Genomic DNA, 24,117 nt, shown 5'->3' with positions numbered 1-24,117 from the left:
TTAGAAACCGATAGGTTTCTTTACTTAGGAATCCCCCATGTTCAACGAACGTAGAGAGTAACTGGGGGTAATTCAAAAAGCAATTCCATTACCTAAACAGGATGGCTACAGTCGTGAAATCTACGTGATGACGAGCCTGATAAACATCTCTGCCGAAAAAGTTACCGATATGTACAAGGCGCGCTGGGCCATTAATTATTTTTCCGCTGGGTCAAGCAGAACCTCAATGTGCTGGTGCTGTTTGGTAAAAGGCCAAATACGGTCTTTAACCAGTGTTTGCCGCACTTGGTTGCCTATGGTCCTGTTTAATAGCTCTTTGACCAGATGAAAGAAAGACGGCTCTTTTGTATCCTTTCCTTTACGTAGTTGCAGCGTCAGCCGCTTGAAGATAATCTGCCGCTGGACTGGCAGTCAGAAATGGCTGATTTTTTATACGAATATCACCATTTGCGCAGGAGAAGTCTATATAATTATGGATAATCACTCCGCGTAGTATAAAAAAATAAAATGCCTGGAAGAAACTTTTCCTCCCGGCATTTTATTAAAAATAAGCCAACTTGACTTTGCTTTGATAAAAGAGATGCTGCGAGACAGCATCTCAATAAGATTTCCGAAGATATTCTCCCATATTAATTTCCACTTCATTAAGCTCTTCTTGTGCAATGTAATTCAAAGCTTCTTTTAAAGATGGTTTTCCCACTAATACAGAAAGTAATCTCATTTTCATATAAATCACTTTACCGGTAAAAATTCTGCATTCTTAACAATTTGTGCTTATTTAACAGAACCTTCTGTTAAACCTGCAATAAATTGTTTGCTAAATAAAAGAAATACAATGAGTATTGGCAATGTTGCTAGGAAAGTCCCGTTTAAAATCATCGCATAATCGGTAAAATACGCACCGTTTAAGGTTCTTAAAGCAATTTGGATCGTTTGAATACTCTGCTCTTTTAACACAACTAGCGGCCATAAAAAGTCATTCCATACAGCCATAAAGGTAATTAAGCCTAATGTCGCTACTGCCGGGCTAATCGATGGAAGTACAATATTCCAATATAAACGGAAATTGGAACAGCCATCAATTCTCCCGGCTTCCATTATTTCGTCGGGGATGGTTGCAGTGATATACTGCCTCATCCAGAAAACACCAAATGCATTGACCATTCCCGGAACAATAACTGCATTTAAACTGTTAATCCAGCCTAGTTTACTCATGATGATATATGAGGGAATAATCCCTAATTGAGTTGGAACCATCATTGTTGCTAAAACAAAGATAAACAAGTACTTTTTCCCTTTGAATTCTAATTTAGAAAAGGCAAAGCCTGCTAAAGAACAAAAGAATAGAACTGAAACCGTAACCGCTGTTGCAGCAATAACAGTATTGCCAATTGCGGCAAAAAAATCAATGTTACTGAATACTTTTTGGGCATTTACCATAAATTCTGAACCTGGCAACATTGCCGGCGGAAATTTATTAATGGCCGCTGTGTTATTTGAACCAATCACAAACATCCAATAGAATGGAAACAAAGATAATATAGACATTATCGTCAATACAACATAAACGACTATTCTTCCAGGGCTGTACCATTTTAATCCTACCTCTTCCATAATTTCACTTCCTTAATCAACAGATTTAATTCGACTGGTAATCATTTGATTGACAATGGAGAAAAGAATAATGATTAGGAATAACGCCCAGGCAATTGCAGAGGCATAACCAAATGAGTTGCGAAGAAATGCTTCTTCATATAAATAGAATGTCAACGTCAGGCCCTGGTTTAATGGACCGCCTCCAGCTCCTGAAAACATTAAAGGCTCTGTGAAAATCTGCATACCGCCGATGGTAGAAAGAATAACTGTAAAAATAATCATTGGACGAATCATCGGAATAGTGATTTTGAAGAATTGCTGCACTTTGCTTGCTCCATCTAGTGTAGCTGCTTCATACAACTCCTTGGGAATACTTTGAAGCGCCGCTAAATAAATAATGGCATTGTACCCCATCCACCTCCACATTACCATTGAAGCAATAGCTACGTGTGTTCCAAAATAGGAAGCTTTCCAGTTAATTGGATCTATATTAACAAGCGAAAGCAAGTAGTTAAGAATGCCATATGTCTCACCAAACAAAGCACCAAAAATTATCGCTACTGCAACCAATGATGTAATATTGGGCAAAAATACAACCAGCCTAAAAAATTGTTTTCCTTTTAGGAATGCCTGATTTAGGATAACTGCTAATACAAGGGCTAGAAACAGCTGAGGAAGAGTAGAAAGGACCCAAATGCTAAGTGTATTCCCTAGTGCTGTCCAAAATGTAGGGTCTGTGAAGAGCAGCTGATAGTTCTGTACCCCTACAAATTCTTTTGTACCCAGTATGTTCCAATTAAAAAAGGAAATATAAGCGGTATACAATATAGGAAATACACCAAAAACGCCGAATAAAATGAAAAATGGGGAAATGAATAAATAACCTGAGATCGTATCCTTAGTCGTTTGTTTTAACAATCGTTTTGATTTGGAGAGAGTCACATCTTTTTGTTTTTTCCCAACGGCTAAATTCTTTGACATAATTTTTCCTCCCTTCATTTTTTAAGTTAGAAACTGGTAATTAACCAGTTTCTAACTTTCGATCCTTTTCATTCCTAATTTCTTTTTAATTCACGATCAAGCTGTTTCATTGCTTGGTCCCAACTCTTCTCAGGAGTTGATTTACCATCACGCACCCGGTTAATTGCATCTTCAATAATCGTGCCAATTTGTTGAGATTGTGGACCTTCAATAATCGGTTTTACTTGTTTTGCGGCTTCTCCATATATTTGAGCTGTAGGAGCGCCATTGAAATAATCACTTGTGTAACTTTTAAATTCTTCATCATCATAGATTGCTGGAGTGGAAGGCATGTTCCCCTTCTCTTTAAATGTAACCATCTGTTGTTCTGGAGACAGCAGCCACTCAATCAGTTTATAAGCTTCCTCTGAATTCTTTGACTCTTTTGGGATTGTTAAGAACGATCCCCCCCAGTTTCCCGCTCCTTCTGGCATTTGGGCAATATCCCATTTCCCTTTTGCATCCGGAGCATTCTGTGTAATATTCAACTGCATCCAGGCAGGCGCCAATACAGTAGCGTAATCACCGTTGGCCATTCCAGTAGTCCATTCAGTTGAAAATTGGTCGTACCCAGGGGCAAGTTTTTTATCGATAGCTTCCATCGCATAGTTATAAGCCTTTTCGATGTTAGGATTATCTTTCACAATTACATTGCCGTCTTTATCAAAGTATTTTTCATCGCCCTGTCCTTCAATTACACTATATAAACCAACAGCTGAATCAATCATGGCTTTTCCAGTTTTCTCTTTAACTTGTTCACCAGCACTAATATAGTCATCCCATGTTTTAAATAATGCCGTAACTTCATCACGTTGTGTTGGCAGTCCTGCTTTTTCGAACAAATCAATACGGTAGGCCAGAGCTTGTGGACCAATATCTGTTGGAAGTCCCAGCAAGTTTTTCCCGTCCGCTGTTTCAGCTTGTTTCCATTTCCAATCTAAGTAATCTCCTTGAACCTCTTTTGCACCCAAATCATATAGATTGTGAAAGTATTCTGGATTATTTTTATATTTTTCGATTCCTGTTACTTCTACAGCGGAGATATCAGGTGCGCCGCTTCCGGCTGCCAAAGCGGTTGTAAGATTACTATGAACATCTGCAAATTCTGATGTTTGTATTTCAACTTCAATATTGTTGTCTTTTGCGTACTGTTGAATCTGATCTTCAATTCCCATGCCCGGCCAAACCCAAATAGTAAGTTTTGTCTTCCCGTCTTTTGTTTTTCCGCCAGCCGTATCATCGGCTTGGCAGCCTGCCATCCCAATTAATAGCAGCACACTTAAAGCCATAATTAAAAGATTTCGAAACTTAAACTTTTTACCCATTTTCATTTCCCTCCCAATAACTCTTTTTTGTATCCGCTTTCTTTTTTTGGAAATATTATCTCGCCTTGTGACTAAATGAAGCTTTTAATATTTATATGGAGATTTTTGATTTATTCAAAAGACCTTCAACTGATATCCATGTTTTCGTCTCGGATGATTGTTCGACTGCTGCAAGCACAGCCTGATTCCGGACCCCATCGACAAAATTCGGTTCTGGATTTTCTCCTTTACCCAATGAATCAAGCATGTCCACAATTAAGTTAATAAATGTATGCTCGTATCCAATAATATGCCCTGCCGGCCAGTAAGCACCGGCAAATGGATGGACTTCTTCCGTGCAGTTAATAGTTCGAAAGCCTTGAAGACCCGGTTCATCCTCATGAAAATAAACATCGAGCTCATTCATTTTTTCCATATCCCAGCGAATCGAACCTTTTTCTCCGTTAATTTCAATCCGGTTGCCGTTCCGGTTTCCTCCTGCAAAACGAGTCGCTTCGAATGTGCCGATCGCGCCATTTTGGAACCGGGCAAGAAATACGCTCGCATCATCGACATCGACTTTCCCATACGTATCACTATCACTAGACGCATTGCCGGACAATCCGGAACTGCTTTCGACAATCGGACGTTCTTTAATAAATGTTTCTAAAATCCCGCTCACTTCTTTGAATTCCCCAACTAAGAAACGGGCAAGATCAATGCTGTGCGCCGCCAGATCACCATGCGAGCCGGAACCGCACACTTCTTTGCTTAAACGCCAGACGAGCGGAAATTTCGGATCCATAATCCAGTCCTGCAGGTATGTGGCTCTTACGTGATAAATCTTGCCAAGCCGGCCTTCATCAATTAATTTTTTTGCCCATTGAATAGCGGGAGAAAAACGGTAATTATGATTAATTACGTGCATGACCCCGTTTTCTTCGACCGCTTTGAGCATTTCTTGTGCTTCCTCAAGCGTCATCGCAAGCGGCTTTTCGCAGAATACATGCTTCCCTGCTTTCGCAGCCGCAATGGCGATTTCCGCATGGCTGTTATTTGGCGTTACGATATCAATCAAATCAATGTCATCCCGCTCAATCAGTTTGCGCCAATCCGTTTCATAACTGTTCCAGCCCATTTTATGAGCCGCTTCTTTTACCCCTTCTTCATCGCGTCCGCAAATAGCCTGCAGAACGGGTTCGACCGATGAATCAAAGTAAAATGGCACATCACGGTATGCATGGGAATGAGCTTTTCCCATAAATTTATAGCCTATCATGCCAATGCGTACTTTCTTTTTTTGCATGCGTATCCCTCCGTTTTATTCTTGTATTCCTGCTTCCGGGACTAAGGCCGGTGCTTCACAGTCATTTCGCAGTTCATAATGCGTTCCTCGTTCTGCCGCTTCATGAAACCCGTACATCGCTTCTAATACATGCAAGGCCAATTGTCCGTTTGCCCGATGCTTTCTTTCATTTTGAATCCCGTACACCATATCTAAAACGCCAATCCCACGGGAGTTTCCATCATACTGATGTACCAGCTCGATTTCTTTCCATTCTGTTTCACCACGTTTTCGCAAAAGCACAGGTCCGCCGAATGTATTTGGATCCGGTACGCGCAATGTCCCTTCTGTTCCGTAAAGTTCAATTCTTGGATAATCCGTTTGTGTGAAAATATCAAAGCTCATCACAATTGTTGCAACAGCGCCGCTTTGAAAATCAATTGTTCCGGTTAAATGAGTAGGTGTTTCAACCGGGATTTTCTCGCCATTTTTCGGTTCGCTTGTAATGATGCGCTCTTCAAATGCCTTTGAGGTACTCCCGGTTACACGGCGCATTGGTCCTAACAGCTGGACTAATGCGGTTAGATAGTACGGTCCCATATCATACATGGGACCGCCTCCCTGCGCGTAATAAAAAGCCGGGTCCGGATGCCAGCTCTCGTGCCCGCCACTCATCATAAAAGCTGTGGCTGATAATGGCCGTCCAATGACGCCCTCTTGTACAGCTTTCGCACATGTTTGAATTCCGGCTCCCAAAAACGTATCGGGTGCGCAGCCGATACGGATGCCTTTTTCTTTTGCAAGAGCCACTAGTTCTTCCCCATCTTTTAAATCTGCGGTTAGCGGCTTTTCAACGTACACGTGCTTACCGGCATGGATCACCTGCCTGCAAACTTCTGCATGAACGCTTGGTATCGTTAAATTAATGACAAGATCAATGCCATCGTCATTCAGTAACTCCTCTACTGAATAGGCATGTGGCACGTCATATTTTTCCGCTTGAGCGCTGGCTCTGTTTCGATCTAAATCCGCACATGCCCATACCTGCGCCTCTTTCATTGTCTTCAGGTTTTCGAAATAAATGCTGCTGATATTGCCGCATCCGATAATCCCTATTTTGGTTGTTTCCATATGTTTTCCACCTTTCCCGCTTATGCTTTTTGGGGACTGCGCGCCGCCCATGTCATGCCTTTTCTCATTAGTTCCATCACTTCAGGCATCCGGACAATTTCGGCCACATGCCCAAGCGAACAATAATAAACTCGTCCTTCCCCCCACTTTTTCGTCCAGACAACAGGCATGTCCACTTCACCGTTTACCGCGTGCGGTCCGTCGGCAACTGGAAAACGGGTCGTAGCGTGTACAGTAACAGCCGGGTCCACATGCATATAGTATTGTTCTGAACAAACTTCAAAATCGTTTATTCCTTCCGTTAACGACTGGTTTGGATCTGCGATATTCACTGTATATGTCACATGGTCATTTCCCGGATGCGCCACCCACTGGCCGCCCACCATGAACTGGTAATCTACTTCCGTCCGGAAGCTGTCTCCCATTCCGCCATGCAGGCCAGCGAGACCCACTCCGTATGTAATCGCTTCCAATAATGGATTTAGCTGTTCCCGTGTAATTTGATCCTGGGTCCAGTTTGGAACAATTAAGTCATAAACGGTTAAATCTTCTATTTCGAGTGTTGTTAGTGAATCCGTAATGGTGACGTCAAACTGTTCTTCCTTTAAAATACCTGCCAAAATCTCAGCTACTTCCGCTGGTTCGTGCCCCTCCCAGCCTCCTTGAAAAATTAATGCCTTTCTCAATTCACTTTCCCCCATCCATATTTTTCAATAATTGCTTCGTTATGGATTTTATTATACAAATCATCCTCTATTGTTACTACATATTATTTGTTTTCTACTACTCATTTTTTGCGGCGGTATTGGGATGGAGAACAGCCATTTAACTCTTTAAACTGTCTGTTAAACGTTTGAATGCTGTTGAACCCTGTTTTAAAAGCAATTTGGCTGATGGGCTCTTCATTGTTTTGAAGCAGAATCATCGACTTTCTGATCCGGTTATAATTGACATAATACACAAAATTCATGCCCGTTAATTTTTTAAATACACGTGAAAAGTGATAGGGGCTAAATCCCGCAAGATCGGCGGCTTGTTCAAGTGTGATATCTTGATCAAAATGTTCTTCGATATATGCGAGCACATGACCCAGCTTTGCCAGCTGTTCCAGTCTTTTCATTTTTTTGTCGTTCATTAACGGTTTCATCGGAACATATTTTTTAATTAAACCGGCCAGCTGATAAATTTCCGCTTTTAAAAATAATTCGCTTCCTTCAGACCGAGTGAAGTAATAATCATGCATCGCTTCAATGCTTTTCCGAACCAAATAATAGGGCTCCTGCTCATAATGATCCAGATTGATCAGAGGGGAAACACATTCACTATTAAACAACTGGTCAGAATACGGGGCGAAGATGGTTTTGCCTACATGAAGAATGATTAACTTGCTTTCTGATGGCTGGTACGGAAAAGAATGCAATTCACCGGAGCCAATAAGCAGAATGTCTTTTTCTTTTAAATGATACATGGCATCCCGCAGTGTCACCCACTGCTCACCTTTTTCCACAAACACAATCTCCATTTCTGGATGCCAGTGCATCGGAAATTCTTTAAAACTGCCATATAGAAGATTAAATGGATAAAACGGTTCAAGAGACAGTTTTTCGTGCCGAATTTTCATGATTAATTCCCCCTGTTTTACGAATTTCTTCTATCATAATATGCACAAGAATAGTCAAAAAAAGGCTGTAGTTATAATTCTTAATGCATAAATTACTTTCTCAAATCCTTCTTCCGAAATGTTTGGAAAAATGGCAGAATGCCGTCCTTTGTTTCTATGATACCAAAATACACGGAACCCTTTGGTTGTTAGTGCTAACTATAAAACTTTCATTTTCACTGAATGAATCATCTTTAAAAATACTTCTAAAATTTTTATTGATGAATTTACTACAGCTTCTATTTGTTAATAATCAATCGGAACGATATCTTCTTATAATCTAGGTCATAGAGGGGATTTCCGATCCTTTCAAAGTGAAAAGAGGTAACTCACAATCTGTCCTTCTACCCGCCATTCAAAAGCAATGAGTGCCGCTGCCGGATGAGTTTCAAGTGGTGATAGAAGACTCATATATGCACGGCCACCAAAAAGTAAGACATGGACTAATCAGTTGTTATGCTTGAATAACCAAAATCTTTCTTCAACTACTTTCACTTTTGAATGTTATGTGCTATTTTTTAAAATGTATTAATATTCTAATAATTATGGTGGTGTTTGCAATGATTTCATTTAAAAGTAATTTTTTCACGGCAGTTGAAGTTCTCTCCAACTTTTTTCTTTTAAACCTGCTTTGGCTTTTCATGTGCTTGCCAATTGTTACTATTTTCCCAGCAACGGCAGCAATGTTTGGCGTTGTACGTGAATGGATTTTGAAAAAGGATACCGGTATTTACCAAACATTTTTCCGCTGCTTTAAGGAAAACTTCAGACAGAGCTTTTTATTAGGGCTGATATGGATAATTTTTCTGGGATTGCTGTATATGAATTTTATCACTATTACACAGCTTGATTCTACAGGTAAAATGATATTAATTCCTATGGTGGTTTTAGTAGGGATATTGTTATTACTCGTATCAGTTTTCATTTTTCCTGTAATGGTGCACTTTCAACTGCATTGGAACATGATTCTAAAAAACTCTCTTATTTTATCGATGAGTCATTTACCGGCTGCCTTTTTAGCCATTCTTATTCTCATCTTAATGGGAGCAATGTTCATCTGGTTACCAGCAACACTTTTATTCCTTTTTAGTGTTGGAACATACTGTATTTTTTTCATTTGTAACCAAGTATTCCAAAAAATAACTTTAAACAGGTGATATATGCAAGTTGAATATTTAGTTTTATATCCTAACACAGAGCTGGTCGATGATTTCTTTTGAACGCTCGCTAGTGCAGCGGAGTAAAGCGAGGACAGCCAACACAACTTTCTGGACACTGCCGAAAAAGACGTTAGAGATGACGGTTTCTTTCTGCCATTTCCACACGTCTTCCATCAGGTTGAGCTGCGTCTGTAGGGCGGCAGACAAACTAGCTTCAAGGCGTCACGGTTTGTTTCAAGAAACGGTTGAATGAGCTTTGTATGTTGAATGAGGGCATTGTATACGACCTGCAAGATAACTGGATATATTTAGCTTTTAAATCCATTTCTCTTATTTTCTAAATAGAAGAAAGCTCCAACATTTATTCCTGAACTGTACCCCGAATAGTGGACACTTGAAAAAGTCCCTATAATGTAAGAAGATATCAGTGGGATTTAAATAAGATGGCCCCGGCACAATACCGGAACCATCTACTAGCTGCATAAGCAGCGGGCTTTTTTTAAACTGTCCATTTTAGAGGGCACAGTTCACTAATAATGGGGCTTTTTTATTTGCCTATTTATAGCCGTTTATTAATTCGGAAATGACAAGTTGGAGCAGGTTATTTTTTGGGGGACTCGGAGAGTCATAATTTGATTTTTTATAACCGGCGTATATACATGAAATGGTTAGGTTCATTTAGGAATTCAGGGTAACAACTACCATTGGATATAACGATCCATCAATGTAATATATAAAACAAGTTGCATTGTACGTCACGATATAAAGTTTTAACCTTTAAGCTGTAACAGGGAGTTTTAAATTGAATCCGGAATGACACGCCTCGTTCGTTTTTGACCAATGAGGACAGGCAGGATGGTTTCTGCGAACACCCACTTTGAGGAGTGGTGGTTTAAAACTTTCTTCTATTCAACGGCAAAAGCGGCTTATACTAATAACTTTAATCCAGACCAGTTTCCTTCGGGGGGCTGGTCTTTTCTGTATTTATTGGTTACACCAACATTCTCCAACATTACATATCAGAACGGAAAACGCCGTTTTGACATCTCCTCAATTCCGAGAAATCCTTTCAAATTTTCGGGATATTGATCTTTATATTACAGGTCATGACTTACCGCAAAGAATAAAAAATCTTTTTTTATCTAAAAATTAAGATAAAGGAGGTGATAAGTTTGTTCAAAAGAAAAAAAGGACTGGAGGTGTTGAAAATGAGATTTGGAGTGACGTATCAAACATCAAAACAAGTTGGGAATTTATATATGCCTGTTGGACCAGATCGATACGAAATTGTAGAAATAAATGCCGGTATTTCGAGGTATTGCAACCTTAAAGCTAAAGGAATGTACATAACAGTTTTCATACAACTGCACCAGTACTTGATCATTAGCGAGACATGAAGGTTTCCCGAAGAACTTTTTCTTTTTGATTTCAAATATTCCAATGCAACATAAGGGTATTTTGCTGCATTGGCACCTCCGATTTTTTTAAGAGGTCGAGGCAGGATTCTAGTGATGTCGATGAAACGAGTTAACTTTTTACAAAAAAAGATTATCAGTGGGGGCAAAGGCTCAATCCCATACGTTTCTCTGTTCATATCTTGTAGGATAGACCAATTATTATAGATCAATTAAGGGATATTAGAGATATTGATTTTTATATAATTGCTTCGCTACCTTTCTGTAAAGGAGTTGAAATGATATGGGGCTTTTCAGTGGTTACGGGGAGCGGTTATGGCGGTTACGGTGGCGGTCATGGTTACGGTGGCGGCGGTGGCGGCGGTGGTTACGAAGGCGGCGGTTACGGCAGTGGCTTTGCACTGATCGTAGTGTTGTTCATTCTTTTAATCATTATTGGTGCTTCATTCAGCGGCGGCCACTAATTTAAATCATCAGAGGCGTCATTTCAGCGACTTCCCCCCAGAGTTCTCAATCGCTTAATAATGGCGCTTTATCCGATTCGAGTGTTTGGCGTACAGTCCAACGTGATTAGTCGTTCTATTTGGCGTTGCGAAAACTTCATGCTAATCGTGCTTCTTTGCGGCATCATGTCGAAAATTGCGGAATATTGGTTTATATTTCTGTTGCGGCGGGTAACCTTTAATAGATGGCCATACAGTCCCATCCCTACACATTTTTCTTTTGCCGCGATTCCCTTCGCGGTCTTTTCTGCGTGTAGTTTATATTTCCTCCGCAGCGGGTAACGTTTAACATGCCGTATTTGCGGCATTTGCACCGAGGAAACCTCCTTGATTGCTACGGAACCTCCGTGGCTTTTTTTATGCGCTGTAAACAGAATTAGGTTTTCCTTCAATCATCTAACATTTATGATAATAAAGGTGTCCTGCCTGCCCTGCTGTGATATGATTTTTCGCGGTAAACCTCCAAGCTTACCATAAAAGATCAGGACCAATATTTTTGCGGATACTTGGCCTTTTTCCCTTCCATATAATGCTTCATGCCGCTAATTGCCACCATTAACGATTCTGTTTCTATAGGTGCGTGAAGGTCAACATTCGTCAACAAAAACACATCGAGCTGGCCGATCTAACTGAGCTATTACTCATTTTTGAGAAAGAGCTTTTAGTGACTCCCGAATCTCCCCATATCTTTAGGGCAGCCCAAAAAGCTGGAAATGCTCTTTAGGGTGTCCGGTTTGTCTGTTTTTACTAGCAGCCGGAAACATCAGAAACTGAAGTTTTCTGATGTTATTTCGCTTAAATGCTTTTTAGGGTCCGCGGAATCTGCAGAACCTTTTTATGGTGTGGGAAATAGGAGGATACTTCTCTTTTAAACGCTCCGAAAATTCCGTTTATGAGTCTTAATCGTGTTTGTAGAATCTCTTCAAAACTGCTTCAGCACCTTTCATAAAAGCTTCTTCACGCTTTTCAACCAATTCCAGATAACGTTGCGCATGCCGTTCGTATGTCCTCCAGTGCATGCCTTTTGGTTTTTCTGGCGGGTATAAGATGGTTGCATTGTATTTGGATCCTAACAAAAGAGAAAGCTTTTCTAATTGGCGATGATAATACTGCATATCGCCGCTCAACAGGCTGCTGCGGTACGCCAAATCTGGCACTTTCTGCATTTAAATAATCCAGTATTCACGTAAAGAAGCGCTGCTTTAGTGCTGTAGCCCGGACAGCAAAACCATTTCCGCTGGCCAAATCCGGTTTTTGTTTCGGCAATTAAAATGTCTGTCCGGACCGGCTGGCCATTTGCATTATAAGCCAGTGTTACATACTCTTTTCGGACGATCACGCTAATGCTGGCCATCGTCTCGCCGCTGTCATCAAACCATCCCCAAGTAAACGTTGATGCGGGTTTCAGCATCTTTTCCCGCTGCCAACGCCTTATATCGATAGATCGGCAGGCTTCCGCTGATGTTTTGCTCTTCATACCGCCGCTTCCGTACAATCCACTTCCATAGCCATTCATGCCCCCACCTTCTTTTATTTGTTTGTTTTGAAAAAAATACCAGGTTTTACTAGAGGGATGCACCCTTTTTGTGTTCGGTTCGGAAATATATCTAAATCATAAGGGGATTTAATTTAAAAAGGGTGCAGTACTACAAACGAGTAATTCGCCTTAAATCCTTATGTATCAAACGTGCAGCGTGCAACCTTTCTTTTGCTGTTGTGTTTCGGAAAAGTAACGTTGCACTACAAAAGTTACTAGTGAATATCCAAAAATAAAGAATGGCATTTAGATTTCATTTTTAATTTTCACCCCCTTAGCCAGTTTCGTTCAACTATCGATTAAAATTTAATATCCGTTTCCAGCTTGGCATAACAAGGTTTGTTGCCCTGCCAATTAATAATTTGTTTTCCATGCTCGCTTTCCGGATTAGGCAGCCTTTTTAATAACCCATCCTTCACGATATATGCCGCTCTTTCCATGAGGTCGATCTCCGCTGTCATTTTTAGATCCATGTTTGTTTTTTTCACCTCGGACGCCCCCAGTCTGTTAAAATAGAATTGCGAGTAATATTGAAACAGGCCGGGGACATTTTCTCGGCTTTTTTATTATTATTTTCCCTAATATATGTTTAATATTTATAAATAAAAGGTATTTACAACAGAGTAAATAAGGAATAGAAAGGAGCCCCTATGCTGACTAATAATGAAATTTTCCTTTTTCAGAGAGACCTAGACAGGCTTATGCAATTGAAATTAGAAATTTCTGTCTCGGAAAATCGTTATCGGGTCATGATTAATCAGCAAATAGATTTGTTATCATGTGTTCTTAAAAAGGTTAGTTGGAACACTTTCAATAATCATTCAAGATGAAGAAGCAGGAACTGTCTATTTTTTTTTGCTATACATAATGTGTCAACTGCTGATCACCCCTGCTCTAATTCTTCAATGAGCACTTCAAACCGTGGCGTTTCGCTATAACAGTCAGTTCCACCACCTGGCTGTCATTCCTTCCAAATCACCTTATTCAGCGCGTCCTTAATGCCCTTCATGTAATTGTCCACGTCAGGCTTTGTGACCGGACGGAACATGCCTGCTTCTGCGGCAGCCAGCTTCTATTTATTGAACCTCTGAAGCATTGGCTTGTACACTTTTACGGTGACTTTCAGCGGTCCTTTGAAAAGCTTTTCTGGACGATGTTGTGAAGCTGCTAATTTTACATATTGCTTAAAGTTTCGTGATTTTGCTGGATCGTACAAAACGGTGTTTCCGTTCAAATCCTTCCCGGTGCGAGGCCGGCCTTGTGCGACCCGTTCCCCGAAAACAGCGAATTGAATGATCATTGGTTCAGCACCTCATCGATCGTTAATTGATTCCGTTCAAATTCCGCCTGTGCTTCTTCCTCAGCCTGCTTTTTCTTACAGACAGGACCAAGACCGGTATCCATGCTCTTTTGCGACTAGATCTTCATTCAATACACCAAAATAAGCAGCCTCACTTCCGTCTTCAAATCCTTCCTGTTCACAGTGGGAATTTCTTCCAACTCGATCTGATTCGTTTTTTCAAGGTACACTTTCATAGGTGAGCTGTATTTATTGACGCCGGCGATGGCAGCACAATCGCTGCCGCCAATGCCGTTACATCTCTCCATAAGCCAGTCATGGCGTGTTAAATCAACTGTTGAAATGGCGTTCATGTTTTTTTCCAAATCCTTCACTTCCTTGATTCATTTTTTGAAGTACAGTACAATATTTATAAGGTATTTTTTTAAACAGTCGACTCCTGCTCTAACAGGAGTCTTTTTCATGCTTCTGCTTGCTTTTCTGACGCATCCAGGTACTGGACTGCATATTCAGCTTCACGCTCTTGAAAATATTTCGACATTTATCGACAAATACTTAGTGCATATCGATTAATAGAGAGGTATAATATAGATATAAATCATTTAACGTTCGTTCCGATGTTTTCATCAGCGGGCGTTATTTTTTTGTTCTTTTTTCTGCTTGCATCTCCCCGCTTGCCATGCCCCAGTAGTAACCAAGAGCTCCTGTGAAAAAGATGCATCCTCCTATCGCAAACCAATCCATTTCACTTTCACCACTTTCAGCTTGATATGTTTTTGATTTAATCGATAAACTATCTTCTCAATAATAAAGATTTCCATTTCTAATTCTTCTGTGGTTCGAGCAGATTCAGTGCTGGGCGCTTTCGTTTTTCTCTTTCGCTTTGTAGCAGGCATGTGTTTCACCTCCTATGCATGATGTGTCGGTATTTCTGAAAGTTATCAACAAAACTCTCTTTGTTCTCTATTAAGAATATTTAATTCTCAAATGGTAATGATGTTTTGACAACAAATTTCGCCGTTTGTGGAAGGTGAGGCTTAAAAACGCCTCTTTACCACCTCCCTTATGCTATATTAATCTTTGTATGATAATCTTGTACTTTATAATTAAAAAAAGATGATTTATATCTTTCCCAAGAATACTTGCCACTTTAAACGCATCTGTAAGTTGGGGCGTAGAGTATCCATTTTCCCAATTTGATACTGTAGCCTTGCTATATCCAAGTTTTTCGGCGAGTTCTTCTTGTGTAAGTCCCTTTTCTTTCCTAGCCCTTGCAAGGTTTAAATTTTTCACGATGCTCACCCCCTTTGTATGAGATTCTTGTATTTAAAATGAAAAATATAATTTTCTTGTACTTTTAGGCTTTATATTCAGATTTAATGTACAATATTCTTGTACTTTAATTGAAAGGAGCTTTCACTATGCTCTCTGACCGATTGAAGCTTGCTCGGAAAAATAAAAAATTAACTCAGCAGGATCTCGCTACACGAGTAAAAGCAACAAAAGAACAAAAGGTACTATTAGCAATTACGAGAATGGTCACAGCACTCCCTCTAATGAAATGCTGAAAGATTTAGCAGATATTTTAGACACAACCACTGATTATCTTTTAGGCCTTACGAATAAGTTGGCGATTGAAAATAATAATGAAAAAGAAATGATGGAATTCTTCAGTAATCCAAAACTCAATCTGTTCTTTAAAGAAATGGCTGAATCACCAGAGGAACAGATGGAAGAATTACAGGAATTAGGGGAGAATGTCAAAAAACGAGAATTACATAAAAAATAACACGCTGCGGCGTGTATTATTTTTATCTTCAAAAGTAAATATGAAGTCAAAATTTTTCTAAATAGAAAGGCGGTTTGTCACTATGATGTTTTTTGAAACAACGGGCCAGCTATTAAAAGATAATAACATTGAGATTTCAACGGAAATTAGCAAGAAATTGGATAAGCGATATACTTCTTTTCTTAATGAAAGCGGTCTCACGGATGACACTATCACTAAATGGCGGGCGCAGTTAGTTGTTCTTATTGGAACAGCGGTTTTGGTTCAAGCTGAAGCTAACGTAGCTGACCAGTTAGCTGACTGGGCTACGCAAACAGCTGAAGGATCTGTTCAGTACGGTGTAGGAATTGATGAATTAATGCTTACTGTTCGCTGTTATCGAACCGTGATTTGGGATTATATCGAGAAAAATGTAGAGATCGATAGTATGCGCCCCTCCTCCGTTTTGAAAGTAAGTCGTATAATTGATGCTATTCTGGATCAAACAGCTCAAATTTTTAGCGTTTCCTATGTGAATTACAATACGAAAACGATAAAAGTTGCACAAAAAGCATTTAATGAAGTATCTTTTCCTGTTGTAGCACTTTCCGATCAAGTAGCGATTCTTCCTTTAATCGGTGAATTGAACGCGGAAAGAGCAAACATGTTACTAGAGAACGTTTTACCCAAGTGTACTTCATTAAGGATTGAAGAGTTGATTATAGATCTATCTGGAGTCCCTCGCATTGATACTCTGGCCATCAATCAATTATTCCAATTAAATGCCTCACTCGATCTTACTGGCATATCTACGACGTATACTGGCATAAGTCCTGCCCTTGCAATTCCTATGGTGAATTTAGGTATTTGCCTGAATCAACTTAACGTAAAAGGCACTTTAAAAAACGCTATCTCTGCTAACAAAATCATGCCATAATAAGCTGCCTCTCTTCTCCTTGGGGTCCCGTCAGGAAAATGCGGATTTACAACGTTAAGAGATTTCATATGAAAAAACCCCAATTCCTGCATGATTTACAAAGGGAATCGGGGTTTCTTTCCTTTAATGAAAGAATAGCATTTATATGTTTAATTTTAAGACTTCATTAGGTTTACGCAGATCAACATAAAAAATGAAATAAATCATACTCACTACCCATAACCAAGCCATTTGCATATCACCTGAGTCAATGGCTATATAGATGGCTGTTGGCGTTGTTTGTGTTTTCCCTGGGATGTTCCCTGCAAACATGAGTGTGGCTCCAAACTCACCTAATGCTCTTGCAAAACTCAGTATCCCACCCGAAACAATGGATTTAAGTGCAAGAGGAATCGCAACAAAAATAAATAAGGTGAATTCATTTGCCCCTGGAGTTAGTATAGTTTCATGGACACAGTTTAATTAAGTCCTTACAATTATTTTTGAGAGGATGTGTCCGAATTGGAACGTAAACCTGCAGGCAAAAAATATAACGATGACTTTAAGAAAACGATCGTCCCTTAAGAAAGTTATATGATTTAGTGTTAACAATCCAAGAAAAACTTATTAATGTGTAATATCTGAAATATAAGGTTCTGCTAGTAATTTTTGTCATACTTTCCATAAGACAGATCAATATTACTTTTTTGGACCAAGGAGTATGAAGAATGGACTTAAACAATCTAAAAGAAGCATTTGATAGGCACGATGTAGATACAGCTGCCGAAATACTTATTAACACATTCAATGAAAACCCTGAAAATTTTAAAAAAAGTTTACTTTTGAGTAGCAGCCTACCTGAACCATTTGAAAGGACTACTACGGATCAAAAGGTAGATACACTTACGAAAGCGATGCTTCTTGCTGGAAAAGAAATTATGGGGAAGCAAGGTGAATTCTATAAATTCTTTAGTCAAGCAGCCCAAATCACTGATGCAATTAACGTTATATATCAAAATGCGAAGAGCAACTCAGAGATAGTAGGGAAGAATACTTATTCTGAATTCTCTTTACCGGAACAACTGCAAATGTATTGTATTTATATTGAGGATCAACAAAGATTATCTAAAGAGAAAAACTCTAATGATAAAGGTTTCTTTACTGGTATGGAATCGGCGGTGGCTAAATTTTCAACTGATGGTCAAGGAGAAATCAAGATATCCGAAACCGATAGACTAGAATCTTTAATTGAAAGTGCAGACACTTTATTTAGACTTTTATACTATAAAGGTCGCCGTACAATTGAAAAGACAGTGGATTTTGATCATGGCGATATTACTCCTTACGGGGATGCAAGCTTTGAGGAAATTTTTTACTTGTCGCATCAAAGAAATCTTCTTGTAGATCTTTGGGGGAAATTCAAGTATAGAGAATGGGAAGTTAAGTTTAAGGAAGAACCCGAAACAGAGCTAAGACAATATTTGTTCTTCCCTAAAAACAAAGAAGACTTTATGAAGGAAAGAATTGCAATTGATAGATATGGTTACCGCGATCATATTAACCTCAATAAGAAACATGCTCAGTATGTAAAAGAAAATACAGAGTCAGTCCACTATTGTGAGGAAATATCAAAAAAGCTAGATGTAAGCAATACAGAAGGGTTGTTCCAGTTAAACAAAAAAGATTTTTTCAAAGCTACTGTATTTATCAAAAATGCACTTAACTCTCTCCTTGAATCATTAGATGATATTTACTTTGATATTGAATGGGATGGCATAAAAATTACTGATCTCTTTATAGGAGCAGAATATCTTGCTACGCTTGCGCACATTTATCAGGGAGCGGTATATAAGGACTTTAATCAACAGGATAAGAGTCAATATAAAAAGTTAGCTCCTATACTCGATAAGAAAGATTTAATTGCGCAGCTATCCCAGCTGTATGATGTTGAGTACGGAATTGCAGAAAAAATTATCAACATCTTTACTTTTTATGGTGAGCCACGTTTAGATATTTTTTCTAAACCACTGGTATATGTCGGGAGAAACATGTTGATTTTTTGTCCAACTTTAATTTTACAAAACAACGTCGCGCGAAAAATTGAAATATTGGTTTCCGAGTTAGGAATAAAAATCGCAGACAAAGGTATAGATTTCGAGCGAGAATTGAGGTTTATTTTATCATATAATCCTCATATTCAAGTTAATACCAATAAAATTGAATTTATGGCTTATGATGACCGGGATGTTGAATTTGATTTTATTGGGTTGTTTGAAGACTACTTGTTATTAATTGAATTTAAACATTTACAAAGACCATTTTCAGATAAAGAAAAGAGAAACGCATTAAAGACAATCGATTTTGGAATTGAGCAGGTTAACAGGAGAGAGAATATTATAAAGAAAGACTGGGAGAAAATAAAGGAGCAGTGTAGTTTTGAGTTACCAGATGAAGTCCCTAATAAAATTATAAAATTAATCTGTACAAATATTTTTGACTTCTCCACAGTAGTTCGGCAAGGGGTAGAAATAATTGATTCATCATCATTATTAAAATTCTTTATGTCACCGAATATTAAGGGTGTTTCCATAGGTGGAACAAAAATAAACGAATCAAATTACCAAAACCTATGGAAAGAAAACTATCCTTCAGTCGAGGAATTTATAGATTTTCTTGAAGCTCCTGTAGCAATTAGGCCTTTTATTAAATATTATGAAGGTGTGTACAAGCCCCTGGTCAGGTTTAAAGAGGAAGATTATATAATTAATTTTTTTGATTATAGTTTAACCAAAGATCCTTATGAAAATATCGATACTGAAATATTTGGATCTACAACTCCCTCTCAAATAGTGAAGGTCGGACGAAATGAACCATGTCCTTGCGATAGCGGCAAAAAGTATAAAAAATGTTGTGGATCTGGTGTACTCAGAAAATAAAATCGTTTAATTATCTTGAAAACACAGTAGCCTTCTATCGATTTAGACAACAGAAGGCTACTAAATTTATTTGAGAAAAGATAAAGATAGGAAATTGCTTTAGTCTTTCATCCCATCATTAATCCAATCATTGAAATTTGGAATAATTAAGTCTCCATGATAATAGGTACCATAATCACTACTATAACTGCTGCTCGAAAAGGATTCTGCATTTTCATTTTCCCCCTTATGAATATCCATGTAATTGGTATAAAATACCGGAGACATAACAATGGGTTTTATTAAATCTTTATTCCCTAAATCTGATAATTTCGCAGCTTTCGCTACGGATTCTCCTATCCAAACAAGGTTGTTAATGCCGGATGATTTTCTTCCTGCTTTTACAGCGAGTGTTTTTGTGGTCCCTAGACCTATACCTGCTTTTTGTTAGTGCAGAATTTTCAAAATATTCTTCATTAAAATAGATGCATACGCTAATTAGGCTAGTCCTAAAAGTTTCATAATGCCGATTATTAAGGTACCAACTACACCAAAGTCTGAATCGCCAAATGTTGTACCTTTAAATCCTACATCTCCTAATAATGCTAATAAAACAGCTGGAAGAAAACTTATAATGACACCGTTGGCGAATGAGCCCAACATTGCTCCGCGACGACCGCCGGTAACATTTCCAAATACACCCGCAGCGGCTCCTGTGAAGAAATGAGGTACAAGTCCCGGAACAATAACTTTTAACCCTACTAAAGGAAGAATAAACATTGACAAAAGCCCTGCTAAAAAACTAAATAAGAATCCAATAATGACGGCATTTGGTGCAAAAGGAAAAATAGTTGGACAATCTAGTGCTGGCTTTGTATTAGGAGCAATCTTATCTGCAATTCCTTTAAAGGCAGGAACAATCTCTGCAATCAACATCCGAACACCGGCAAGAATAATATAGACACCAGCAGCAAACGTAATCGCCTGTATAAAAGAAAATACGATAAAGTTAGAACCGCCAGAAAGCTCTGTTTCAATATAATTTTGGCCAGCAAAGAGCGCTACAACTACAAAGAATATTGTCATCGTTAATGATACGGCAACAGATGTATCCCGCAGAAAACCTAACGATTTTGGTACTTTAAGCTGTTCAGTCGTTTTTTCTTTATTACCAAACCATTTCCCTACAGTAGCTGAAACAAAGTAACCAATTGAACCAAAATGACCAATGGCAAAATCGTCACTACCCGTTATTTGACGGACATACGGCTGAATCAAAGCGGGGAAAAGGACCATACATAACCCAAGCAAAACAGACCCAATAACAATTTGACCAATACCTTGAAGACCACCCACTGACAGGGCCACTGCAATCAAACACGCCATGAAAAGTGTATGGTGGCCTGTTAAAAAAATATATTTAAATGGTGTGAAACGAGCCAATAGAATATTTACGATCATACCAAAGACCATAATAAGTGCGGTAGATGTACCAAAGTTACTTTGTGCGGCTGCTACAATCGCTTCATTGTTCGGAATAACACCATCAACATTAAAGGCGTGATTAAACATTTGACCGAATATATCTAATGCGGCGATCAGAACGCCAGCACCAGCTCCAATGATGATAAAACCCATAACGGTTTTTAGTGTTCCAGATACAATATCAGCACTGGATTTTTTCTGAAGAAGCAACCCGACGAGGGCAAAAAGACCTACCAGTATGGAAGGTGTGCCTAAAATATCTTTCATAATAATGTCTAGCATTATACTCTATCCCCTTTGAATTCTAATTTTATGATAAATGTGGTTGTAGTTTAGATGTAATTTCAGGAATGCTCATCATATTTTCAAGCGTAACAATCGTACGTGTTCCATCATCAAGCTGGCCGACAATATCAGCCGCTCCTAGAAAAATATCAGCACTTACTGTTTTTGCTGACGTTAAATCTGTATGGTCTACTTCTGCCGTTTTTCCCATTTCAGTTAGTGCCTTCTTTACGTTCATCTCCATAATAAAGCTGCTGCCTAATCCATTTCCGCAAACTACCATGATTTTCGTCATGAATATCTCTCCTTTTTATCCTAAGTGTGGTTGTAGTTTAGATGTAATTTCGGGAATGCTCATCATATTTTCCAGCGTAACAATTGTACGAGTCCCATCATCAAGCTGGCCGACGATATCAGCCGCTCCTAGAAAAATATCCGCATTTACTGTTTTTGCTGACGTTAAATCTGTATGGTCTACTTCTGCCGTTTTTCCCATTTCAGTTAGTGCCTTCTTTACGTTCATCTCCATAATAAAGCTGCTGCCTAATCCATTTCCGCAAACTACCATGATTTTCATTTTGTTTCCTCCTTTGAATATTTATGAACGTATTCCATAAGCATAGATTTATCCGAAGCGTTTACCATCTCTTCGATATTAGCTGGTTCACTCAATAATTGAGTAAGTTGCATTAATGCACGTAAATGTGAATCATTATCTACAGCAGCTAACACAATAATTAGCTGAACAGGTTTATCTGGCGCGAAATTTACAGGTTCATCTAATTTCAGCAAACTCATAGATAAAGAGCGAACCCCATGTTCTGGACGCGAGTGTGGAATAGCCACTCCAGGTGTAATGACCATATATGGTCCGTTCGTTTCAAGAGCTTCGATAATAGAATCTACATATCGATCTTCGATAGTTCCTAAATCAATGAGAGGCTGTGCAGCAACTTTAATTCCTTCCTTCCAATCTGAAACACGTTTTTGTATCTGAATCGTTTGTAAATTGATTAATTGTTCTAACACTGGTTTTCCTGCCTCCTCTAAGGAATAATTATTTGTTTTTGATGTATAATTATATGAATTTGATTCAAGCGCCTTTTCAAGTTGATCCACTTCATGAATCGTTGCGTACTTAGAGATCACTTTAAGCAAGGCTGAAACATTTACATTTTGTATTGTATAACCATATAGTTCCTGTATAACTTGTTGCCGCAGCTTATGTTTGTCCTTTGCTTCTAAAATAGCCGGAACAACAAACAAAGTGGCTCCTGTTCTTAAATGTACGGTTGAAAAAACTAAATCGTACGATAATGGATATTCAGCTGCATTCCGAACGGATAGAACATCTAAAAATAAAATATCCGGAAACAATTCTCTCAGTGTATAAATGAGAATATTACTGATTCCTACTCCATTTGGACAGACAACAATCGCTCTTTTTCGGTCATCCAATGTTGTCCCTTGTCTTCGTAACCATCCGCCAAAATGTAGAGTAAAGTATGCGGCTTCATCTTCAGGTATTGAACCGCCAATCTCTTTTTCTAGTAACACTAACGATTTTTTGACCATATGATGCAGTTCAGGATAAACTTTCTGCACCCGCTCTGTCATTGGATTCGTTTGTAGAAGTCCATATTTCAAACGGTAATACGCTGGTTTAAAATGAATGTATAACTGTTGAAAAAAAAGTTCTTTTTCCTGCAAATGAACACAAGCTAATCGCTCAAATTCTTCTGTAATCTTCTGCAACAGAGTGTAAATAACTTTATCCTCTTCAAGAGGCGAAATGTCTTTTGTTCGATTCATACTTAATAAATGTAAAGTTGCATATAACTTTTCTGTTTGGTTCCATTCTGATTGAAAAGCATTTGTTTTAACCATTTGTTCAATCATTTTATATTCCTCAGCCGCAACAAAAGGAGTCCAGTTCTTATCTTCATCTAGTTCTTCGCCTTTATTGATAAGCTGGTCCGTACATAAAAACAAATATGTCAGTTCCTGCAAACGTTCATCCGTAAAAATAATCCCAAGTTCATGTTCCATCCGCTCAAGGTGAAGCCGAATGGAACCAATTTGCTTTTTATTATCGCCCCATACACATTCAATAATTAACTGGCTGTTTGAACTATTTAATACATCATGCACTAATTGTTCAACCACATACCTTTTCAGCCGGTTTCGACCTTTTATGATGTACCCAGCTTGTTTAGAATATTGAAGAACAAGCTTTGTTTGTTGCAATTTCTCCTTTAGGCGCTGCAAATCTTTTAATACTGTGTTTCTTGAAAGGCCAGTTACTGATTGAAAATGGTAGACAGACAATTCTTCCTGACTAAGCAAGATCATAAGACTATATACTTTGTCTCTATCCGTCTCTGAAAAAGCATAAGTCCGTTTTGTTAACCGTATGTTCACCTGTTCATTCGGAATTTTTTCAGGTAGAAAATAGCCTGATTCCCGATCATGACGGATTAGTCTATAACCTTGCAATTGAAGCCAGTCATTCGCTTTTCCTAGACTATATTGGATTTGTCTTCTTGTAAGACCAGTCTGGGCTTCAAGTTCTTTCATTTTTAAGTTGGGCGAATTTTGTAAAATTTTTAGTAAAGCAGCGCTTCTTTCATCTAAAAACATTTTATCTACCCTCTCCCTGCTTCTACGATAACTCACCTGCTAGTGAAAAGGTATTGTTTATGAGTCCTTTTATTGGCCTGGCGTCTGCACAACAATATACTGGATTTGAGTCAATAATTTGGACACAAAACATACTAAGATTAGCAGTACAGATCAAGGCATTGGTCTGTACTGCTATTTTTTATATAGTAGAAGTG

At 38.7% G+C, this 24,117-nt stretch carries 20 protein-coding genes, 1 other RNA gene and 4 pseudogenes; 6 read left to right on the top strand and 19 right to left on the bottom strand.

Annotated elements, in window-relative coordinates:
* Positions 1–774 precede the first annotated feature (774 nt).
* From NLX67_RS21140 to NLX67_RS21110, 7 genes are all read right to left on the bottom strand, one after another.
* Positions 775–1,614 (bottom strand): carbohydrate ABC transporter permease, encoded by an 840-nt coding sequence (locus tag NLX67_RS21140; protein WP_254313388.1) that lies wholly within the window; start codon positions 1,612–1,614, stop codon positions 775–777.
* Between the two features lie 12 nt (positions 1,615–1,626).
* The gene (locus NLX67_RS21135) at positions 1,627–2,577 is read right to left on the bottom strand and encodes a carbohydrate ABC transporter permease (protein WP_254313387.1); all 951 of its coding nucleotides are present in this window, start codon (positions 2,575–2,577) and stop codon (positions 1,627–1,629) included.
* Positions 2,578–2,651: 74 nt separating this feature from the next.
* Positions 2,652–3,941, bottom strand: a complete 1,290-nt coding sequence (locus NLX67_RS21130) for an ABC transporter substrate-binding protein (protein WP_254313386.1) — start codon at positions 3,939–3,941, stop codon at positions 2,652–2,654.
* 91 nt (positions 3,942–4,032) lie between these two features.
* A complete protein-coding gene (locus NLX67_RS21125; RefSeq protein ID WP_254313385.1) occupies positions 4,033–5,226 on the bottom strand; it encodes a Gfo/Idh/MocA family protein in 1,194 nt (397 codons plus the stop codon).
* Positions 5,227–5,241: 15 nt separating this feature from the next.
* Positions 5,242–6,336, bottom strand: a complete 1,095-nt coding sequence (locus NLX67_RS21120; protein WP_254313384.1) for a Gfo/Idh/MocA family protein — start codon at positions 6,334–6,336, stop codon at positions 5,242–5,244.
* A gap of 20 nt (positions 6,337–6,356) precedes the next feature.
* On the bottom strand, positions 6,357–7,022 hold the full coding sequence (locus NLX67_RS21115) for a ThuA domain-containing protein (protein ID WP_254313383.1): 666 nt from the start codon (positions 7,020–7,022) through the stop codon (positions 6,357–6,359).
* 101 nt (positions 7,023–7,123) lie between these two features.
* Positions 7,124–7,957: an AraC family transcriptional regulator gene (locus NLX67_RS21110; RefSeq protein WP_254313382.1), complete on the bottom strand. Its 834-nt coding sequence runs from the start codon at positions 7,955–7,957 to the stop codon at positions 7,124–7,126.
* Positions 7,958–8,556: 599 nt separating this feature from the next.
* On the opposite strand from NLX67_RS21110, the gene NLX67_RS21105 reads away from it, so the two are divergent.
* The 3 genes and pseudogenes from NLX67_RS21105 to NLX67_RS23380 form a co-directional block, all read left to right on the top strand.
* Positions 8,557–9,153, top strand: a complete 597-nt coding sequence (locus NLX67_RS21105) for a YesL family protein (protein WP_254313381.1) — start codon at positions 8,557–8,559, stop codon at positions 9,151–9,153.
* A 740-nt stretch (positions 9,154–9,893) separates the two neighbouring features.
* Positions 9,894–10,088: non-coding RNA, 6S RNA (gene ssrS, locus NLX67_RS21100), on the top strand.
* 863 nt (positions 10,089–10,951) lie between these two features.
* Positions 10,952–11,035 (top strand): annotated as a pseudogene (locus tag NLX67_RS23380) (YjcZ family sporulation protein); the annotation flags it as partial.
* A 938-nt stretch (positions 11,036–11,973) separates the two neighbouring features.
* Here NLX67_RS23380 and NLX67_RS21090 read toward each other — a convergent pair.
* The 7 genes and pseudogenes from NLX67_RS21090 to NLX67_RS21060 form a co-directional block, all read right to left on the bottom strand.
* A complete protein-coding gene (locus NLX67_RS21090; RefSeq protein ID WP_254313379.1) occupies positions 11,974–12,240 on the bottom strand; it encodes a hypothetical protein in 267 nt (88 codons plus the stop codon).
* Complete coding sequence (locus NLX67_RS21085; RefSeq protein ID WP_254313378.1) at positions 12,198–12,590, bottom strand: hypothetical protein; 393 nt, start codon at positions 12,588–12,590, stop codon at positions 12,198–12,200. Before NLX67_RS21085 ends, NLX67_RS21090 begins: the two co-directional genes overlap by 43 nt.
* 320 nt (positions 12,591–12,910) lie before the next feature.
* Complete coding sequence (locus NLX67_RS21080) at positions 12,911–13,099, bottom strand: DUF3954 domain-containing protein (RefSeq protein WP_254313377.1); 189 nt, start codon at positions 13,097–13,099, stop codon at positions 12,911–12,913.
* Between the two features lie 395 nt (positions 13,100–13,494).
* A pseudogene (locus NLX67_RS21075) lies at positions 13,495–13,908 on the bottom strand (RusA family crossover junction endodeoxyribonuclease).
* A 131-nt stretch (positions 13,909–14,039) separates the two neighbouring features.
* Positions 14,040–14,276, bottom strand: coding sequence for a YqaJ viral recombinase family protein (locus tag NLX67_RS21070; RefSeq protein ID WP_254313376.1), 237 nt, complete (start codon positions 14,274–14,276; stop codon positions 14,040–14,042).
* A 360-nt stretch (positions 14,277–14,636) separates the two neighbouring features.
* Positions 14,637–14,807 (bottom strand): hypothetical protein, encoded by a 171-nt coding sequence (locus NLX67_RS21065; RefSeq protein ID WP_254313375.1) that lies wholly within the window; start codon positions 14,805–14,807, stop codon positions 14,637–14,639.
* Between the two features lie 172 nt (positions 14,808–14,979).
* Complete coding sequence (locus NLX67_RS21060) at positions 14,980–15,204, bottom strand: helix-turn-helix transcriptional regulator (protein WP_254313374.1); 225 nt, start codon at positions 15,202–15,204, stop codon at positions 14,980–14,982.
* A 128-nt stretch (positions 15,205–15,332) separates the two neighbouring features.
* Between NLX67_RS21060 and NLX67_RS23375 the strand changes: the two are divergent.
* Together NLX67_RS23375 and NLX67_RS21050 are read left to right on the top strand one after the other, a co-directional pair.
* Positions 15,333–15,530 (top strand): annotated as a pseudogene (locus NLX67_RS23375) (helix-turn-helix domain-containing protein); the annotation flags it as partial.
* 252 nt (positions 15,531–15,782) lie between these two features.
* Positions 15,783–16,616, top strand: a complete 834-nt coding sequence (locus NLX67_RS21050; protein WP_254313373.1) for an STAS domain-containing protein — start codon at positions 15,783–15,785, stop codon at positions 16,614–16,616.
* A 155-nt stretch (positions 16,617–16,771) separates the two neighbouring features.
* Here the strand turns inward: NLX67_RS21050 and NLX67_RS21045 are convergent.
* Positions 16,772–17,045 (bottom strand): annotated as a pseudogene (locus NLX67_RS21045) (molybdate ABC transporter permease subunit); the annotation flags it as partial.
* Positions 17,046–17,323: 278 nt separating this feature from the next.
* Between NLX67_RS21045 and NLX67_RS21040 the strand changes: the two are divergent.
* Positions 17,324–19,531: an SEC-C metal-binding domain-containing protein gene (locus NLX67_RS21040; RefSeq protein WP_254313372.1), complete on the top strand. Its 2,208-nt coding sequence runs from the start codon at positions 17,324–17,326 to the stop codon at positions 19,529–19,531.
* Between the two features lie 477 nt (positions 19,532–20,008).
* On the opposite strand, the gene NLX67_RS21035 is transcribed toward NLX67_RS21040, so the two are convergent.
* Genes NLX67_RS21035 through NLX67_RS21020 form a run of 4 tightly spaced genes read right to left on the bottom strand, consistent with a single transcriptional unit; the run spans position 20,009 to position 23,920 of the window.
* On the bottom strand, positions 20,009–21,277 hold the full coding sequence (locus NLX67_RS21035) for a PTS ascorbate transporter subunit IIC (RefSeq protein ID WP_254313371.1): 1,269 nt from the start codon (positions 21,275–21,277) through the stop codon (positions 20,009–20,011).
* Positions 21,278–21,305: 28 nt separating this feature from the next.
* Positions 21,306–21,575 (bottom strand): PTS sugar transporter subunit IIB, encoded by a 270-nt coding sequence (locus tag NLX67_RS21030; RefSeq protein WP_254313370.1) that lies wholly within the window; start codon positions 21,573–21,575, stop codon positions 21,306–21,308.
* A 15-nt stretch (positions 21,576–21,590) separates the two neighbouring features.
* Complete coding sequence (locus NLX67_RS21025) at positions 21,591–21,857, bottom strand: PTS sugar transporter subunit IIB (protein ID WP_254313369.1); 267 nt, start codon at positions 21,855–21,857, stop codon at positions 21,591–21,593.
* Positions 21,854–23,920 (bottom strand): BglG family transcription antiterminator, encoded by a 2,067-nt coding sequence (locus NLX67_RS21020; protein ID WP_254313368.1) that lies wholly within the window; start codon positions 23,918–23,920, stop codon positions 21,854–21,856. Before NLX67_RS21020 ends, NLX67_RS21025 begins: the two co-directional genes overlap by 4 nt.
* Positions 23,921–24,117 lie beyond the last annotated feature (197 nt).

This window comes from Domibacillus sp. A3M-37 (assembly GCF_024213455.1).
Lineage (GTDB): Bacteria > Bacillota > Bacilli > Bacillales > Domibacillaceae > Domibacillus > Domibacillus tundrae.
Note: the sequence above shows the minus strand (reverse complement) of the source record. Positions and strands in the feature narration are given on the sequence as shown.

Excerpts from the sequence above, each read along its gene's own strand:
- NLX67_RS21140 (WP_254313388.1), bottom strand. The coding sequence starts at position 1,614 with ATGGAAGAGGTAGGATTAAAATGGTACAGCCCTGGAAGAATAGTCGTT.
- NLX67_RS21135 (WP_254313387.1), bottom strand. The coding sequence starts at position 2,577 with ATGTCAAAGAATTTAGCCGTTGGGAAAAAACAAAAAGATGTGACTCTC.
- NLX67_RS21130 (WP_254313386.1), bottom strand. The coding sequence starts at position 3,941 with ATGGGTAAAAAGTTTAAGTTTCGAAATCTTTTAATTATGGCTTTAAGT.
- NLX67_RS21125 (WP_254313385.1), bottom strand. The coding sequence starts at position 5,226 with ATGCAAAAAAAGAAAGTACGCATTGGCATGATAGGCTATAAATTTATG.
- NLX67_RS21120 (WP_254313384.1), bottom strand. The coding sequence starts at position 6,336 with ATGGAAACAACCAAAATAGGGATTATCGGATGCGGCAATATCAGCAGC.
- NLX67_RS21110 (WP_254313382.1), bottom strand. The coding sequence starts at position 7,957 with ATGAAAATTCGGCACGAAAAACTGTCTCTTGAACCGTTTTATCCATTT.
- NLX67_RS21105 (WP_254313381.1), top strand. The coding sequence starts at position 8,557 with ATGATTTCATTTAAAAGTAATTTTTTCACGGCAGTTGAAGTTCTCTCC.
- NLX67_RS21090 (WP_254313379.1), bottom strand. The coding sequence starts at position 12,240 with ATGCAGAAAGTGCCAGATTTGGCGTACCGCAGCAGCCTGTTGAGCGGC.
- NLX67_RS21085 (WP_254313378.1), bottom strand. The coding sequence starts at position 12,590 with ATGAATGGCTATGGAAGTGGATTGTACGGAAGCGGCGGTATGAAGAGC.
- NLX67_RS21065 (WP_254313375.1), bottom strand. The coding sequence starts at position 14,807 with ATGCCTGCTACAAAGCGAAAGAGAAAAACGAAAGCGCCCAGCACTGAA.
- NLX67_RS21050 (WP_254313373.1), top strand. The coding sequence starts at position 15,783 with ATGATGTTTTTTGAAACAACGGGCCAGCTATTAAAAGATAATAACATT.
- NLX67_RS21040 (WP_254313372.1), top strand. The coding sequence starts at position 17,324 with ATGGACTTAAACAATCTAAAAGAAGCATTTGATAGGCACGATGTAGAT.
- NLX67_RS21035 (WP_254313371.1), bottom strand. The coding sequence starts at position 21,277 with ATGCTAGACATTATTATGAAAGATATTTTAGGCACACCTTCCATACTG.
- NLX67_RS21030 (WP_254313370.1), bottom strand. The coding sequence starts at position 21,575 with ATGACGAAAATCATGGTAGTTTGCGGAAATGGATTAGGCAGCAGCTTT.
- NLX67_RS21025 (WP_254313369.1), bottom strand. The coding sequence starts at position 21,857 with ATGAAAATCATGGTAGTTTGCGGAAATGGATTAGGCAGCAGCTTTATT.
- NLX67_RS21020 (WP_254313368.1), bottom strand. The coding sequence starts at position 23,920 with ATGTTTTTAGATGAAAGAAGCGCTGCTTTACTAAAAATTTTACAAAAT.